Source organism: Roseateles sp. P5_E8, assembly GCF_054177665.1.
In genome coordinates, this window is the sequence record NZ_JBGCUM010000033.1 from 45,375 (window position 1) to 60,337 (window position 14,963).

The 14,963-nt window shown below is 69.9% G+C and carries 11 protein-coding genes; 6 read left to right on the top strand and 5 right to left on the bottom strand.

Annotation, left to right across the window (positions count from 1 at the left end; all coding sequences use genetic code 11):
• Window positions 1-101 precede the first annotated feature (101 nt).
• Entirely contained in the window at window positions 102-3,119 is a 3,018-nt protein-coding gene (locus ACXRVZ_RS18390; protein WP_457417896.1) for a glycoside hydrolase family 2 TIM barrel-domain containing protein, read from the top strand.
• A 6-nt stretch (window positions 3,120-3,125) separates the two neighbouring features.
• Here the strand turns inward: ACXRVZ_RS18390 and ACXRVZ_RS18395 are convergent, their stop codons facing one another.
• Window positions 3,126-3,536: a hypothetical protein gene (locus ACXRVZ_RS18395; RefSeq protein ID WP_457417898.1), complete on the bottom strand. Its 411-nt coding sequence runs from the start codon at window positions 3,534-3,536 to the stop codon at window positions 3,126-3,128.
• Window positions 3,537-3,584: 48 nt separating this feature from the next.
• Here ACXRVZ_RS18395 and ACXRVZ_RS18400 point away from each other — a divergent pair, with 48 nt between their 5' ends.
• Together ACXRVZ_RS18400 and ACXRVZ_RS18405 are read left to right on the top strand one after the other, a co-directional pair.
• On the top strand, window positions 3,585-4,787 hold the full coding sequence (locus ACXRVZ_RS18400) for a hypothetical protein (protein ID WP_457417900.1): 1,203 nt from the start codon (window positions 3,585-3,587) through the stop codon (window positions 4,785-4,787).
• Between the two features lie 6 nt (window positions 4,788-4,793).
• A complete protein-coding gene (locus tag ACXRVZ_RS18405; RefSeq protein WP_457417902.1) occupies window positions 4,794-4,976 on the top strand; it encodes an oxidoreductase-like domain-containing protein in 183 nt (60 codons plus the stop codon).
• On the opposite strand, the gene ACXRVZ_RS18410 is transcribed toward ACXRVZ_RS18405, so the two are convergent.
• Entirely contained in the window at window positions 4,973-5,815 is an 843-nt protein-coding gene (locus tag ACXRVZ_RS18410; RefSeq protein ID WP_457417904.1) for a hypothetical protein, read from the bottom strand. The genes ACXRVZ_RS18405 and ACXRVZ_RS18410 overlap by 4 nt on opposite strands.
• A 68-nt stretch (window positions 5,816-5,883) precedes the next feature.
• On the opposite strand from ACXRVZ_RS18410, the gene ACXRVZ_RS18415 reads away from it, so the two are divergent.
• The 3 genes from ACXRVZ_RS18415 to ACXRVZ_RS18425 are packed head-to-tail and all read left to right on the top strand — an operon-like array spanning window position 5,884 to window position 7,085.
• A complete protein-coding gene (locus ACXRVZ_RS18415) occupies window positions 5,884-6,159 on the top strand; it encodes a DUF2277 domain-containing protein (protein ID WP_457417906.1) in 276 nt (91 codons plus the stop codon).
• A 52-nt stretch (window positions 6,160-6,211) separates the two neighbouring features.
• Entirely contained in the window at window positions 6,212-6,607 is a 396-nt protein-coding gene (locus ACXRVZ_RS18420; protein WP_457417908.1) for an MAPEG family protein, read from the top strand.
• A 52-nt stretch (window positions 6,608-6,659) separates the two neighbouring features.
• On the top strand, window positions 6,660-7,085 hold the full coding sequence (locus ACXRVZ_RS18425; RefSeq protein WP_457417910.1) for a hypothetical protein: 426 nt from the start codon (window positions 6,660-6,662) through the stop codon (window positions 7,083-7,085).
• 3 nt (window positions 7,086-7,088) lie between these two features.
• On the opposite strand, the gene ACXRVZ_RS18430 is transcribed toward ACXRVZ_RS18425, so the two are convergent.
• The 3 genes from ACXRVZ_RS18430 to ACXRVZ_RS18440 are packed head-to-tail and all read right to left on the bottom strand — an operon-like array spanning window position 7,089 to window position 14,874.
• Window positions 7,089-8,480 (bottom strand): efflux transporter outer membrane subunit, encoded by a 1,392-nt coding sequence (locus ACXRVZ_RS18430; RefSeq protein ID WP_457417912.1) that lies wholly within the window; start codon window positions 8,478-8,480, stop codon window positions 7,089-7,091.
• Entirely contained in the window at window positions 8,477-11,701 is a 3,225-nt protein-coding gene (locus tag ACXRVZ_RS18435; protein WP_457417914.1) for an efflux RND transporter permease subunit, read from the bottom strand. The genes ACXRVZ_RS18430 and ACXRVZ_RS18435 overlap by 4 nt, the downstream gene beginning before the upstream one ends.
• Window positions 11,698-14,874 (bottom strand): efflux RND transporter permease subunit, encoded by a 3,177-nt coding sequence (locus tag ACXRVZ_RS18440; protein ID WP_457417916.1) that lies wholly within the window; start codon window positions 14,872-14,874, stop codon window positions 11,698-11,700. Before ACXRVZ_RS18440 ends, ACXRVZ_RS18435 begins: the two co-directional genes overlap by 4 nt.
• Window positions 14,875-14,963: the final 89 nt, after the last annotated feature.

Here is a 14,963-nt window from a genome sequence, read left to right on the forward strand (position 1 = left end):
CGCAGTGTGCCCGCCGCCATTCAGTCAACAGGATGAGCGCGGCCGCGGGCTCTGGCCGGGCGATGCGCCCTATCCTGCGGCCCGGCAGACGAGGGGTGTCGATGAACGGGTTGCGTTGCCTTGCACTGGCATGGCTGTTGGCGCTGGGCGCTGGTGTGGCGGCGGCAGCGGTGCCACCGTACACAGAGGTGCAGATGCTGTCGGGCAGTGGCCCGGACGACGCCGTGCCCTGGGACTTCACGATCAGCGGCGGCATGCGGGCCGGCGAGGCGGCGCGCGTCCCCGTGCCGTCCAACTGGCAGCTGCAGGGCTTTGGCCATTACCAGTACGGTTACGACAAGGGCCCGCGCGCGGCTGACCGCGGCGTCTACCGCCACCGCTTCACGGTGCCGGCCGGCTGGCAGGGCCGCCACGTGCGTATCGTCTTCGACGGCGTGATGACCGACACCACCGTCAAGCTCAACGGCCAGCAGGTCGGCCCCGTCCACCAGGGCGGCTTCAACCGCTTCAGCCACGACATCACGCGCTGGCTCAAGCCGGGCGGCGAGGCTAACGAGCTGGAGGTCGAAGTGAGCGAGGCCTCGGCCAACACCGCCACCGATGTGGCCGAGCGCCACGGCGACTACTGGGCCTTTGGTGGCATCCACCGCCCCGTGTGGCTGGAGGCGTCGCCGGCCGAGTCCATCGCCCACGTGGCCATTGCGGCCGAGGCCAGCGGCGCGCTGCGTGCCGAGGTGGGCCTGCGCGGCAGCAAGACCGTCACGCGCGTGGTGGGCCAGGTTGCCACGCTGGCCGGCCAGGCGGTGGGCGCGCCCTTCGAGGTGGCCGTGCCCGCCGGTGGCGCGGGCCGCGTCAGCCTGCAGGGCCGCATCGCCAAGCCGGCGTTGTGGACGGCCGAGACGCCCTCGCTCTACTTCCTGGACCTGACGCTCTACGCCGGCCAGCAGCCCGTGCACCTGGTGCGCGAGCGCTTTGGTTTCCGCACGCTGCAGGTCCGCGCCGACGGCCTGTTCCTGAATGGCCGGCGCATCCTGCTCAAGGGCGTCAACCGCCACAGCTTCCGCCCCGAGACCGGCCGCGCGCTGAGCCGCGCCCAGGCCTATGAAGACGCGCGGCTGATCAAGTCCATGAACATGAACGCCATGCGCGTGGCCCACTACGCGCCCGACAAGGCCTTCCTGGAGGCGGCCGACGAGCTGGGCCTGTACGTCATCGACGAACTGACCGGCTGGCAGAAGGCGCACGACACCGAGAACGGCCGCAAGCTGGTGCGCGAGCTGATCGAGCGCGACGTGAACCACCCCAGCATCCTGTTCTGGGCCAATGGCAACGAGGGCGGCTGGAACACCGAGCTGGATGGCGAGTTCGCGCTGCACGACCCGCGGGCCCGCCCCGTGCTGCATCCCTGGGCGCCCTTCGGCGGCATCGACACCAAGCACTACCCGCGCTACCCCGACCTGCTCAAGCGCCTGGCCGGCCCCATGCCGGTGATGCCCACCGAGTTCCTGCACGGCCTCTTCGACGGCGGCGCCGGCGCGGGCCTGGACGACTACTGGCAGGCCATGCGCGCCTCGCCGCGCGGCGCCGGTGGCTTCCTGTGGAACCTGGCCGATGAGGGCGTCGTACGCGTCGACCAGGGCGGGCGCATCGACCTCTATGCCGCCTATGCACCGGATGGGCTGGTGGGGCCGCATCACGAGAAGGAGCCGAGCTGGTTCACCGTGCGCGACGTCTGGTCGCCGGTGCAGGTGGACGCGCCGCGCCTGGACGCCCGTTTCGACGGCCGCCTGGCGCTACGCAATGCCTACGACTTCAGCACGCTGGCCGCCGTGCAGTTCCGCTGGGAATGGCTTCGCTTTGCTGCGTCCGACGCGCCCGGCATCGAGCCCGAAGTGCTGGCCCAAGGCACGCTGCCCGGCCCGGCCGTGGCCGCGCAATCCACCGGCACGCTGAAGCTGCCGCTGCCCAAGGGCTGGCAGCAGGCCGACGCGCTGCGCCTGACCGCGACGCGCGGCGAGGAAACGCTGCTGAGCTGGGTCTGGCCCACGGCCGCCAAGGCCCTGCCACTCACTGCCCGCCGCGAAGGCGCGCCCGCCGTGCGCCGCACTGACAGCGCCATCGAGCTGACCGCCGGCCCCGTCTCCGCCCGCTTCGACGCCGCCACCGGCCTGCTGCTGGCCCTGAGCCGCGCAGGCCAGCCGCTGCCGTTGAGCAACGGTCCGCGCCTGGTGCTGGCCCGGCCCAAGGACAAGACCGAACCCCAGCGCCTGGACCCCGTGGCCACGGCCGACGACGTCTACGAACTGCCCGCGCCCTCGCTGGCCAACGGCGCGCGCATCGACCTGGGCCTCGTCGTCGCCGACGGCTGGGCGCGTTTCAAACTGGAGGTCTCGCCCGACGGACGCCACTGGACGACGGTGTTCGACGGTGGCCGCGTCGTAGGCGATGGCCAGACCTACAGCTTCCCGCCGCAGCCCGTGAAGGCCTTGCGCATCAGCGGCCTCGAAGGCGTGCGCCAGCGGCCCACGGTGAAGAGCGTGCAGCTCAGCTTCGAGCCGGCGCGCTTCGCCCTGCCGGAGCGCGGCGCCGTGAGCTTGCAGACCGGCAGCAGCGCCACCCAGGCCTGGCTGGAGACACGCAACGCCGCCGGCCTGGACAGCGCCCGCTGGACGCTGGGCGACGACGGCCGGCTGACGCTCGACTACGCCTACAGCCTGGACGGCGCCATGCTGCATCACGGCATTGCCTTCGACCGGCCCTCGGCAGACGCACCGGTTCGCGCCCTGCTGCGCGGCCCCACGCCGGTCTGGCAGAACCGCCTGCGTGGCCCATTGCTCGGCGTGCACGTCCTGGCCCAGCCCGGCTACTTTGCCGACCCGCGCTGGCTCAAGCTCGGCGCGCTGACCGTCCACAGCAGCGGCGCGCCCTTCCTGCAACTGGGCTTCAAGCCCGAGGACTTCCCCACCACGACCGTGGAGTTCCCGCACGCCGACCTCGGCTTCATGCAGGCCATCCCCGCCATGGGCGCCAAGTTCCAGGCCGCGGAGCTGACCGGCCCGGCCGGCGCGCCCGCGACGGCGCAGGGGCGCTACAGCGGCCGGCTGGTGTTCGACTACTGAATCGGGTCAGAAGAAGCCGCTCAGGAAGGCCGCCGCTTCCTCCGACAACCCGACGATCTTGTTCGTCGCCTGGCGGTAGAACTTGAAGTTCAGCTCCGTCTCGGGCCGTCCGTCCTGCCAGTCCGCAAAAGGCTTCAGTTCGGCGCGGCCGAGGCGACGCTGCACGAGCGCCGTGCGCTTCACCGTGATGCTGACGCGCGGTGTCTGCCGCTCCACGCCCGGCAGCCTGGGCACGGCTTGGGCCGTCGCGACCACGCCGCGCGCCACCAGCCCCGCGCCGCCCTCGTTCTCGCTGGCGAACAGGTAGATCACGTCACTCGCAGCGATGCGCCTGCCGGCGTACATCGTCTTCTGTGCTGGGAAGTCGAAGCGCGCGGCCAGAGAGTCAGGGATCTCGGCTTTGATGGCGAAGTCCAAGGCGTCAGCTCCGGCGGCGGGTCGGGTGCGCACCCTAACATCCTGGGCATGCTGCGCATCATTTCTGCCTTGCTGATCGCCCTTGCCGTGAGCACTCCGGCCTCAGCCGACTCATGGCGCCCGCCGAAGACCGAGCGTTATCTGTCCTCCGATGGCCAGTGGCGCCTGACCGTGGTGCCTCGCGGTATCGCCGACCCGCTGCAGTACTTCGAAGATGCAGCAGCTGGCCGCAGCAAGCCCGGCGCCGCATCGGGGGCACCCGAGCAGCCACAGGGGCGGCTGGAGCAACGGGTGGATGGGAAATGGCAGCCGGCCTGGACGGCGCCGCTCGTCAACAAGGACAGCCCCGCCAGCGCCATCGTGTCCAACGACGGCTGGACCGTCACCTTCGACAACTGGCATTTCGTCGGCTGGGGCGACGACGTCGTTGTCATCTACGACCGAGAAGGCCACAAGGTGCAGAAGCTGTCGCTGCAGGACCTGCTGCCCGCCGACTTCATCAGCGCGCTGCCGAGTTCGGTCAGCTCGATCTGGTGGGGTGGCAAGCATGGCTTCTCCGACGATGGCCGGGAGTTGCTCCTGCGCGTCGTGGTGCCGCAGGCTGATGAGGCGAAGTTCTCAGAGAAGCCCGACACGCTGGAGCTGCGGCTCGACCTCGCCACCGGTAACCCGCTGCCGTATCGTGACGCGGGCTGGGACCGCGCGCTGCTGGCTGCGAAGCGCGTCAATGCCAAGCATGACGCCTGGATGGCCCGTCTCTATGCCGAATGGAAGGCACCGCTGCTGGCGCCAGGCACGGACGATCTGAAGGCGTGGCGCAACTATCTGGACCTGGCCCATGCCCGCCTCGTGGGCGAAGCGGATCGCCGGCCGCACAGCATCGGCTTGCACGGCGCGGGCCTGCGTGAAGACGATGTCTTCTCGGTGCGCAAGACCTTGTCCGAGCGCCGCAAGGACGACAAGGCCATCGACATCCTGCTGGGCGGCCTCGATTCGGCCCAGCTCGTGCAGACCATCGAGGCCGTCGTTCGCGACATGCCGCCGGGTGCGCTGCGCCAGGCGCGGGTCTACGTGGCGGTGCCGTCCGCGTTTGGAGACGCTGCTCAGCGCGCGCTGGCGCCTCTCGGCGCGAGCGTCGCGGTGCTGGACACCCGCGCCCCCATCCACTATTCGGCCGAGGCCATGCAGCGTGTTTTTCCGACACCGGAAAAATACGAGGCGCTGCTGAAGTCCCAGCCCTCCTCTCCCTGACCGCCGATGACCCCGCCGCCGCCGCCCGGCCCCGACCCCATGCCCCAGCCGCCGCACCAGCCCGACCTGGACGCCTGCTGCGGCAACGGCTGCGACCCCTGCATCTTCGACCTCTACGACCTGGCCAAGGACGAGTACCGGCGGGCGCTGCGGGCTTGGCGGGAGCGGCATCCGGAGGCTGCCGCCTAGATCTTGTGTGTCGGGTTGCGGCCGCTGACGACCTCGTAGCGCGGCCCCTGCTGGCGCAGCACCAGCGTTTGGCGGACGGTCCTCACCGAAGGCGTACCAGTGCGAGCATTCATCTCGGTGTCGCGCCCCGTGAACTGAATGACGACGTCGGCCTGGTCCTGGCCCGGTGCGGTCGTGAGCTGCCAGTGGCTGCTGATGTCAAAGCAGATGTCGGTGTCGTAGTGCTCGGGCAAGGCGCGCAGCTTTCCCTTCAGCCAGTCGCGGCATTCCATCGTTGCGTTCACGGAGGTCGAAGCTGTCATCAGGTCCAGAACACGCTGCGTGCGGCCTGGCGTGATGGCGAACAGCGTCAGCCATTGGCCGCAGGAGCCTTGCCAGCAACTGCCGTTCTCAACGGCCAGCCCGACACGGCCGGCGCCCAGCTCCACGCGGCTCAGCTTGCCGGGTTCGCCGAAGAAACCGGTCCAGCCGGCCGACGGCGTTTCCCGCGTCTTGACCCAGCGGCCGTCCCGCTGCTCGAAGACATAGATGCCCAGGTTGGCTGAAGAGGCGTGACTGACCAGTCGCTGGTTGGTCTGGATGACCTCGACGCCACTCACGACCAGCGTACGGTGGTTGTCGTCCAGCGGCAGCACGAGTCGGGGCGTCACCGTCACCTGCGTGGCCTTGCCGTCGGCACCGGGTGCAGTGATCGTGTGCACTTGCCTGGGGCGCCAGGTCGGGAAGGCTGAGCGCATCAGCGCGTGCAATTCGGCGTTGCCCGTGGCCGCACGACAGGGCATGTTGCCGAACAAGATCCACAGGGCCAGGAAGCTCAGCAAAGCCAGGATGCGCGTCATGCCGCCACGATAGCCGTGGCAGGCGCCGTCGCTAGGATGGCCGGCTCGGCCGCTTCCTCAAATCCATCATGTGCCGCAACATCCGCACCCTCTTCAACTTCGAGCCTCCCGCCACAGAGGTCGAGATCCGCGACGCCGCGCTGCAGTTCGTGCGCAAGCTCAGCGGCTTCAACGTGCCGTCCCAGGCCAACGCAGCGGCCTTCGACCACGCGGTGGCGGCGATTGCCGACGAGGCGCGCATCTTGATCGCGGCCCTGGTGACCACGGCCGAGCCAAAAAACCGCGACATCGAGGCCGAGAAGGCGCGGGTTCGCTCTCAGGCGCGCTTCGGCGGCCAGGGTTGATGATGCCCGCCGCGTCGCCCTGACGCGCCATCACCACCCCTGAGGAATCTCTATGCCCAAGCTGCTGTCCCTTGTCGTCTGCATGACCCTGCTCACCTGGCTGGTGGTCGTGGCGGCCAGCCTGATCCGCGCGCGGGCCTGGACGCCCAAGGGCCTGATGCTGGCCTTCGGCAACCGGGGCGACCTGCCCGCGGCCACGCCGCTAGCCGGCCGTGCCGAGCGCGCGGCGGCCAACAGCTTCGAGAACCTGGTGTTCTTCGCCGCGCTGGCCCTGGTTGCCCAGGCCGCCGGCGCAACCGGTGAGCGCGTGCTGCTGGGCGCGCAGATCTTCCTGTGGGCGCGCGTGGTCTACCTGCCGGTCTACCTGGCCGGCATCCCCTTCGTGCGCACGGGCGTTTGGGCGGTCAGCATCGTCGGGCTGGGTCTGATGGTGGCCGGCATGGTCTGAGGCCGTGCGCCCTGACGCACAATCGCCGCGCCCTCGCTCCTCCTGGACTGCCATGCGCCTGAAGATCGCCCTGTCCTTCGTCGCACTCCTGCTGCTCGTCGCCGCCTGGTTCGCCTTCGCCTGGCGTTGGAGCTACTCCGACGGCGAGCGCGCTGGCTGGGTGCAGAAGTTCTCGCGCAAGGGCTGGGTCTGCAAGACCTGGGAGGGCGAGCAGGCGCTGGTGTCGCTGCCGGGCACGGCCAGCGTCGAGAAGTTCTATTTCACCGTGCACGACGAGGCCACGGCCCAGGCCATCAACAAGGTCATGGGCCGGCGCGTCAACCTGCACTACGAAGAGAAGGTCGGCCTGCCGGGCTCCTGCTTCGGTGAGACACGCTACTTCGTCACCGGCGTCACGCTGGTGGACGAGATCTCGCTGTCGCCGGGTGTCGTGGTGCCCGTGCCACCGGCAGCAACAACATCGGCGGCAAGCCAGTAAGACTTACTCCGGCGCGCTCCAGCCGCCGCCCAGCGACTGGATCAGCGCCACGGCGGTGGTCTGCCGGTCGGCCACCAGCTGCACCAGGGCGCGCCGGGCGCTGAGCGCGGTGGCCTGCGCGGCCACGACCTCGCTGTACGACACCTGGCCCGCCTCGTAGCGGCGCTGCACCTGAGCCTGCACCTGCTCGGCGGACTCGGCGGCCTGGCGGCGCAGGGCTTCCTGCGCCTTCAGCACGCGCGTGGCGGCCAGCTGGTCCTCCACATCCTGGAAAGCCGCCAGCACGGTCTGGCGGTAGCGCGCCACGGCCTGGTCATTGGCCGCGCTGGCGGCGTTGACGCGCTCGCGCGTGGCGCCGGCGTCGAACAAGGTCTGCGCGGCCGACACGCCCAGAGACCACAGCAGGCTGGACGCGTTGGACAGCGCGCTGACCGAGCTGGCGCCCACGCCCACCGACCCGTTGAGCCCCAGGCTCGGGTAGTAGGCCGACTGGGCAATGCCGACCTGCGCATTGGCGACCGCCACGCGGCGTTCGGCGGCGGCGATGTCGGGGCGGCGCTGCAGCAGCGTTGAAGGCAGGGCCAGCGGCACGTCGGGCACGCGATTTGGCAGGGCCGCCTGCGGCGTGATCTGGAACTCGGCCGGCGTCTTGCCCACCAGCACGGCGATCGCATGCTCGTACTGCGCACGCGAGCGCCCCAGGCCCAGCGCATCGGCCTGCGCGTTGGCCAGTTGCGTCTCGGCCTGCAGCACGTCGGTGCGGCCGACGATGCCGGCGTTGTAGCGGTTGCGCGCGATCTGCAGCGAGCGTTCGTAGCCGGTCAGCGTCTCGGCCAGCAGCGCGCGCTGGGCGTCGGTCTGGCGCAGGCCGAAGTAGGCGACGGCCAGTTCGCCCTGGGCCGACAGGCGCGCCGACGCCAGGTCGGCCTGGCTGGCCTGCACGCTGGCGACAGCGCCTTCAGCGGCGTCGCGCAGCCGGCCCCAGACATCGGGTTCCCAGCTCGCGCCGATGGAGGCCTGGAAGTTGTTGCGCGCACCGTTGTCGCCGTTACTCGAACGGCTGGCGCCGCCGCTGAGCGACACCACCGGGAACAGCGAAGCACGCTGCACTGCCAATAGCGCGCGGGCCTGCGCATAGGCGGCGGCGGCAGCGGCGACGTTCTGGTTCGACACCTCCACCTGCGCCGCCAGCGCGTCCAGTTCAGCATCGCCGAACAAGGCCCACCACGGGCCGCGGTCCAGCGCGTCGGCCGGTACGGCGACGACCCAGCCCTCGGCTTCCTTGTAGACCAGCGGGGCGTTGAAGGCAGGGCGCTGGTAGCTGGGGCCGACGGCGCAGGCGCCGAGAGACAGCAGCAGCGCCAGCGAGGCGGCACGACAGGACAGCGCGGTCATGGTGTTTCCAATGTCGGGGAAGCGGGGGCGGCCACACGGGCCAGGCGCGCATCGCCCGGGCCGCGGCGGCGCAGCTTGTCCAGCAGCACGTAGACCACGGGCGTCGTGATCAGCGTGAGCAGCTGGCTGGCGATGAGCCCGCCGATGATGGTGATGCCCAGCGGCCGGCGCAGCTCGGCGCCCTCGCCAAAGCCGATGGCCAGCGGCAGGGCGCCCAGGGCCGCGGCCAGCGTCGTCATCAGGATGGGGCGAAAGCGCAGCAGGCAGGCCTCGCGCACGGCCTCCACCGCCGACAGGCCGCGCGAGCGCTCCGCCTCCAGCGCGAAGTCGATGATGAGGATGGCGTTCTTCTTGACGATGCCCAGCAGCAGGAAGACGCCGATCAAGGCAATGATGGAGAAGTCCATGCGGAACAGCATCAACGCGATCACCGCGCCTATGCCCGCCGACGGCAGCGTCGACAGCACCGTGATCGGGTGCACCAGGCTTTCGTACAGCACGCCCAGCACGATGTAGATGACGACGATGGCCGCCAGGATCAGCAGCGGCTGTTCCTGCTGCGACGCCTGCGCGCTGCGGGCGCTGCCCTGGAAGCTGCCGCGCACGTTGGTGGGCATGCGGATGCCGGCCTCGGCGCGCAGCACCGCCGCCTGCGCCTCGGCCAGGATCACGCCCTCGGGCAGGTTGAAGGACACCGTGGTCGCCAGCTCGCCGTCCTGGTGGTTGACGGAGGTCGCCGTCGCGCTCTCGGCGACGCTGGCGAGGGTCGTCAGCGGCACCATGCGCGTCAGCGAGTTGCTCACGGCCTGGCCGGTGGACGAGTCGCGCAGCGCGGGGTTGATGGCGGTGGTGGTGATGGCCGTGGTCGTCGCTGCCGCGGTGCCGGCCGGCCCGCGCGCCGGCACCTGAACGTCGTTCAGCGCCAAGGGGCTGCGGGCGTAGCGCGGCGCCACTTCCATGATGACGCGGTACTGGTTCAGCTCGTCGTAGACGGTGGCCACTTGCCGCTGGCCGAAGCCGTTGTAGAGCGCGTTGTCGATGTCGCGCGCCGTCAGGCCCAGCTTGGCCGCGCTGTCGCGGTCGACGGTGACATAGGTCTCGACGCCGTTCTCCTGCTGGTCGGTGTCCACGTCGGTCAGCTCGGCCTGCTCTTTCATCGCGGTGGCCAGCCGCGTGGCCCACAGCTTGAGGTCGGCGGCGTTGTCGCTCTTCAACGTGTACTGGTAGGTCGAATTGCTCTGGCGGCCGCCCATGCGCAGGTCTTGCACCGGGTTCAGGAACAGCGATACGCCGGTGACGAGCGCCAGCTTGGGGCGCAGCCGCGCGATGACCGCCTGGCCGGCCACGTCACGCTCCGCCACCGGCTTCAGGTTGACGAACATGAAGCCGCCGCCCGCCCGGCCGCCGCCGGTGAAGCCCACCACCGTGTCGACCGCCGGGTCGCGCCGGATGACGTCCACCAGCTCCTTCAGCTTGCCCTGCATGGCCTGGAAGGAAATGCTTTGGTCGGCACGCATGCCGCCGTTGATCTGGCCGGTGTCCTGCTGCGGGAAGAAGCCCTTGGGCACGACGCTGAACAGGTAGGCATTCAGGCCGATCACGGTCACCAGGATCAGCATCACCACCGCCCGGCTGGCCAGCGCCCAATCCAGGCTGCCGGCGTAGGTGCGGTGCAGGCGGTCGAAGCCGCTTTCGAAGAAGCGGGCGATGCGGCCCGGCTTCTTGCTGGGGTCGGCCGGCTTCAGCAGCCAGGCGCACATCATCGGCGTGGTGGTCAGCGAGATGAGCAGGGAGATCATCACCGCCGCCGACAGCGTGACCGCGAACTCGCGGAACAGCCGGCCCACCTGCCCGCCCATGAACAGCAGCGGGATGAACACCGCGATCAGGCTCAGGCTGATCGACAGCACCGTGAAGCTGACCTCGCGCGCACCCAGCAGCGCGGCCTGCATGCGGCCCATGCCCTGTTCGACATGGCGGGCGGTGTTCTCCAGCACGACGATGGCGTCGTCGACGACGAAGCCGGTGGCCACCGTCAACGCCATCAGGCTCAGGTTGTTGAGGCTGAACCCCAGCATCAGCATGATGCCGAAGGTCGCCAGCAGCGACACCACCGTGGCCACCGCCGGGATGACGGTGGCGCGCGCGCTGCGCAGGAAGGCGCTGACCACCAGCACGACCAGCACGATGGCGATGATCAGCGTCACCTCCACCTCATGCAGCGACGAACGGATCGAGTTGGTGCTGTCCGACGCCACCTGCAGCTTCACGTCGGGCGGCAGCTGCGCCTGCAGCTCGGGCAGCAGCTCGCGGATGCCGTCGACCGTCTCGATGACGTTGGCGCCGGGCTGGCGCGTGATGAGCACCACGACGGCCGGCTGGCCGTTGAACAGGCCCAGCGTGCGCGTGTCCTCGACGCTGTCGATGACGTCCGACACGTCGGCCAGGCGGATGGCGGCACCGTCGCGCCAGGCCACCACCAGGTCGCGGTAGTCCGCCGCCTTGCGGCCGGTGCCCGCTGCACTGGCGCTGTAGATCTGCAGCCGGCGGCCGTTGCCTTCGATCGCGCCCTTGGGCCGGTTGGCGGCGCTGGACTGCAGCGCCGCGCGCACGTCCTCGGCGCTCAGGCCGTAGCGGTTCAGCGCATAGGGCAGCAGCTCCACGCGCACGGCGGGCAGCGAGCCGCCGCCGAGTTCGACATCGCCCACGCCATCGGCCTGCGCCAGCTTCTGCTGCACGATGTTGGACACCGCGTCGTAGATCTGCCCCGCGCTGCGCGTGTCTGACGTCAGCGCCAGGATCATCACCGGCGCGTCGGACGGGTTGGCCTTGCGGTAGGTCGGGTTGCTGCGCAGCGTGGCCGGCAGGTCGGCGCGCGACGCGTTGATGGCCGCCTGCACCTCGCGTGCTGCGGAGTCGATCTTGCGGTTCAGCTCGAACTGCAGGCTCACGCGCGCCGAACCGCTGCCGCTGTTGGACGTCATCTCCGTGACGCCGGCAATCGCGCCCAGCCGGCGTTCCAGCGGCGTGGCCACGCTGGTGGCCATGGTCTCGGGGCTGGCGCCCGGCAGCCGCGCGCTGACCGAGATGGTTGGGTAGTCGACCTGCGGCAGCGGCGCCACCGGCAGGGCGAAGAAGGCGCCGATGCCAGCCAGCGCCACGCCGGCCGTCAGCAGGACGGTGGCGATGGGACGGCGGACGAAGAACGCCGAGAAGGTCATGGCGCCTGCCCCGGCACCGGCTCACCGGCCGGCTTGGCCCGCGACCAGCGCCGGCCCAGCCGGTCGAAGCCGAGGTAGATCACCGGCGTCGTGAACAGCGTCAGCAGCTGGCTGACGATCAGCCCGCCGAAGATGCTGATGCCCAGCGGCCGGCGCAGCTCGGCGCCTTCGCCAAAACCCAGCATCAGCGGCACGGCGGCGAACAGCGCGGCCAGCGTCGTCATCAGGATGGGCCGCAGCCGCAGCAGCGCCGCCTGGTGGATGGCCTCGCGCGGCGACTTGCCCTCCTGGCGCTCGGCCTCGATGGCGAAGTCGATCATCATGATCGCGTTCTTCTTGACGATGCCGATCAGCAGGATGATGCCGATGATGCCGATGACGCCCAGGTCCTGGCCGCACAGCATCAGCGCCAGCAGCGCGCCGACGCCTGCCGAGGGCAACGTCGACAGGATGGTCAGCGGGTGGATGTAGCTCTCGTACAGCACGCCCAGCACGATGTAGACGCAAACCACCGCCGCCAGGATCAGCCACAGCTGGCTGCTCAGCGACTGCTGGTAGGCGCCGGCCGCACCGAGGAAGGTGAGGGTCACGCTGGCCGGCAGCTTGGCGTCCACTGCCGCCTGCTTGATCGCATCCACCGCCTGGCCCAGCGACGCGCCCGGCGCGGTGTCGAAGCCCAGCGTGGTGGCCGGGTACTGCGCCACATGCGTCACCTGCAGCGGCGCCGGCCGCTCGGTGATCCGGGCGATGGCCGACAGCGGCGTCGTCGTGCCGGAACTCGTCTTCAGATGCAGCAGACCCAGCGACTCCGGCGTGGTCAGCAGGTCGGGCCGAGCCTCCAGGATGACGCGGTACTGGTTGGTCTCGGTGAAGATGGTCGAGACGATGCGCTGGCCGAAGGCGCTGTACAGCGCGTCGTCCACCGATGCCGCGCTGATACCCAGGCGCGACGCGGTGTCGCGGTCGATGTCGATGAAGGCCGCCAGCCCCGTGGCACCGGCGTCGGACACGACATTGCGCACCTGCGGCACGCCTTGCAGCTGCTGCGTGAGCGCGGTCGCCCCTTGCGTGACGGTGGCGTTGTCGGCCCCTTCCATCGACACGCGGTACTGCGTGGGCCCGCTCTCGGCGTCGATGGTCAGGTCTTGCGTCGGTTGAAGGTAGATGGATACGCCGGCCACCTGCTGCGCGCGTTCACGCAGGCGGTCCATGGTCTGCTGCTGCGTGCCGCTGCGTTCGCGCTTCAGGTTCACCAGCAGGCTGCCGGTGTTCAGCATGGTGTTGTTGGCCGCGTCCACGCCGGTCAGCGAGCTGAGGCTCTCGACATCGGGGTCGGCCAGCATGGCCCGGGCCGCCGCCTGCTGCAGCTCGGACATGCGCGCGTAGGACACCGATTGCGCCGTCTCGATGCGCACCTGCATCTGGCCGGTGTCCTGCGTCGGGAACAGGCCCTTCGGAATCCACAGGTAGAGCGCCACGGTCAGCGCCAGCGTGGCCAGCGCCACCAGCAGGGTCAGCGTCTCGTGCCGCAGCACGACCTGCAGCGCGCCGTCGTAGCGGTGCACCACGCGGTCGAACACGCGCTGGAAGCGCGCGCTGAGTGAACGGGGATGCTCGGCATCGTGGCTCTGTTTGAGCCAGCGCGCCGACATCATCGGCACCAGCGTCAGCGACACCACGGCCGAGATCAGGATGGTGATGGACAGCGTCACCGCGAACTCGCGGAACAGCCGGCCGACGACGTCGCCCATGAAGAGCAGCGGGATCAGCACCGCGATCAGCGACACGGTCAGCGAGATGATGGTGAAGCCAATCTGCGACGCGCCTTTCAAGGCTGCAGCCATCGGCGTTTCGCCTTCCTCGATGTAGCGGGCGATGTTCTCGATCATGACGATGGCGTCGTCCACCACAAAGCCGGTCGCAATCGTCAACGCCATCAAACTCAGGTTGTTCAGGCTGTACCCAAGCAGGTACATCGCGCCGCAGCTGCCGATCAGCGAGATGGGCACCGCCAGGCTGGCGATGATGGTGGCGCGCAGGTCGTGCAGGAAGGCAAAGATCACCAGCACGACCAGCACCACGGCCAGCAGCAGCTCGATCTCGACATGCAGCACCGAGGCGCGTATGCCCGTCGTGCGGTCGCTCAGCACCTGCACGTTGACGTTGGCGGGCAGGCCGGCCTGCAGCTCGGGCAGCCGCGCCTTGATGGCGTCGACGGTGGCAATGACGTTGGCGCCCGGCTGGCGCTGCACGTTCAGCACGATGGCCGGCTTGAGCTTGCCTCCATCCGCGCTCGTGCCCGCCCAGGCGCCGAGCTTGACGTTCTCGGCGCTGTTGACGATGCGCGCTACATCGGTCAGGCGCACCGGCGCGCCGTTGCGGAAGGCGACGATCAGCTGCGCGTATTCCTTGGCAGTCAGCAGCTGGTCGTTCGCGTTGATGGTGTAGGCACGGGTCGGCCCGTCGAAGCTGCCCTTGGCGCTGTTGGCGTTGGCCGCGCTGATGGCGCTGCGCACGGTGTCCAGCCCCAGGCCATAGGACGCCAGCGCCTGCGTGTCGGCCTGGATGCGCACGGCCGGGCGCTGCCCGCCGCTGAGCGTGACGAGGCCGACGCCAGCCACCTGGCTGATCTTCTGCGCCAGCCGCGTGTTGACGAGGTTCTGCACCTCGGTCAGCGGCAGGCTGTCGGACGTGATGGCGAGTGTCAGCACCGGCGCGTCGGCCGGGTTGACCTTGGCGTAGACGGGCGGCGCCGGCAGGTCGGCCGGCAGCAGTGAGCCACCGGCGTTGATGGCGGCCTGCACCTCCTGCTCGGCCACGTCCAGCGTCTGGCCGAGGCCGAACTGCAGCGTGACGATGGACACGCCGGCGGCGCTGGTCGAGCTCATGCGCTGCAGGCCCGACATCTGGCCGAAGTTGCGCTCCAGCGGCGCGGTGACGGTCTGGCTCATCACCTCGGGGCTGGCGCCGGGGTAGAGCGTCTGCACCTGAATCGTCGGGTAGTCGACCTGCGGCAGCGCCGACAGCGGCAGGAAGCGAAAGCCCAGGAAGCCGGCCAGCACGATGGCCAGCATCAGCAGCGAGGTGGCGACCGGCCGCTCGATGAAGGGCCTCGAAGGGCCGCTGGTGGCGTCGTCCGCTTCGCCCGTCACGTCAGGCGGCGCTGCGCTCATGGCGCCACCGCGTCAGAAGCGCGACGGTGCGCGCCCGAGGCCGCGTCGCGACCCGCCCTTGCGCCAGATGCGCCGGATGCCGCGCCTGC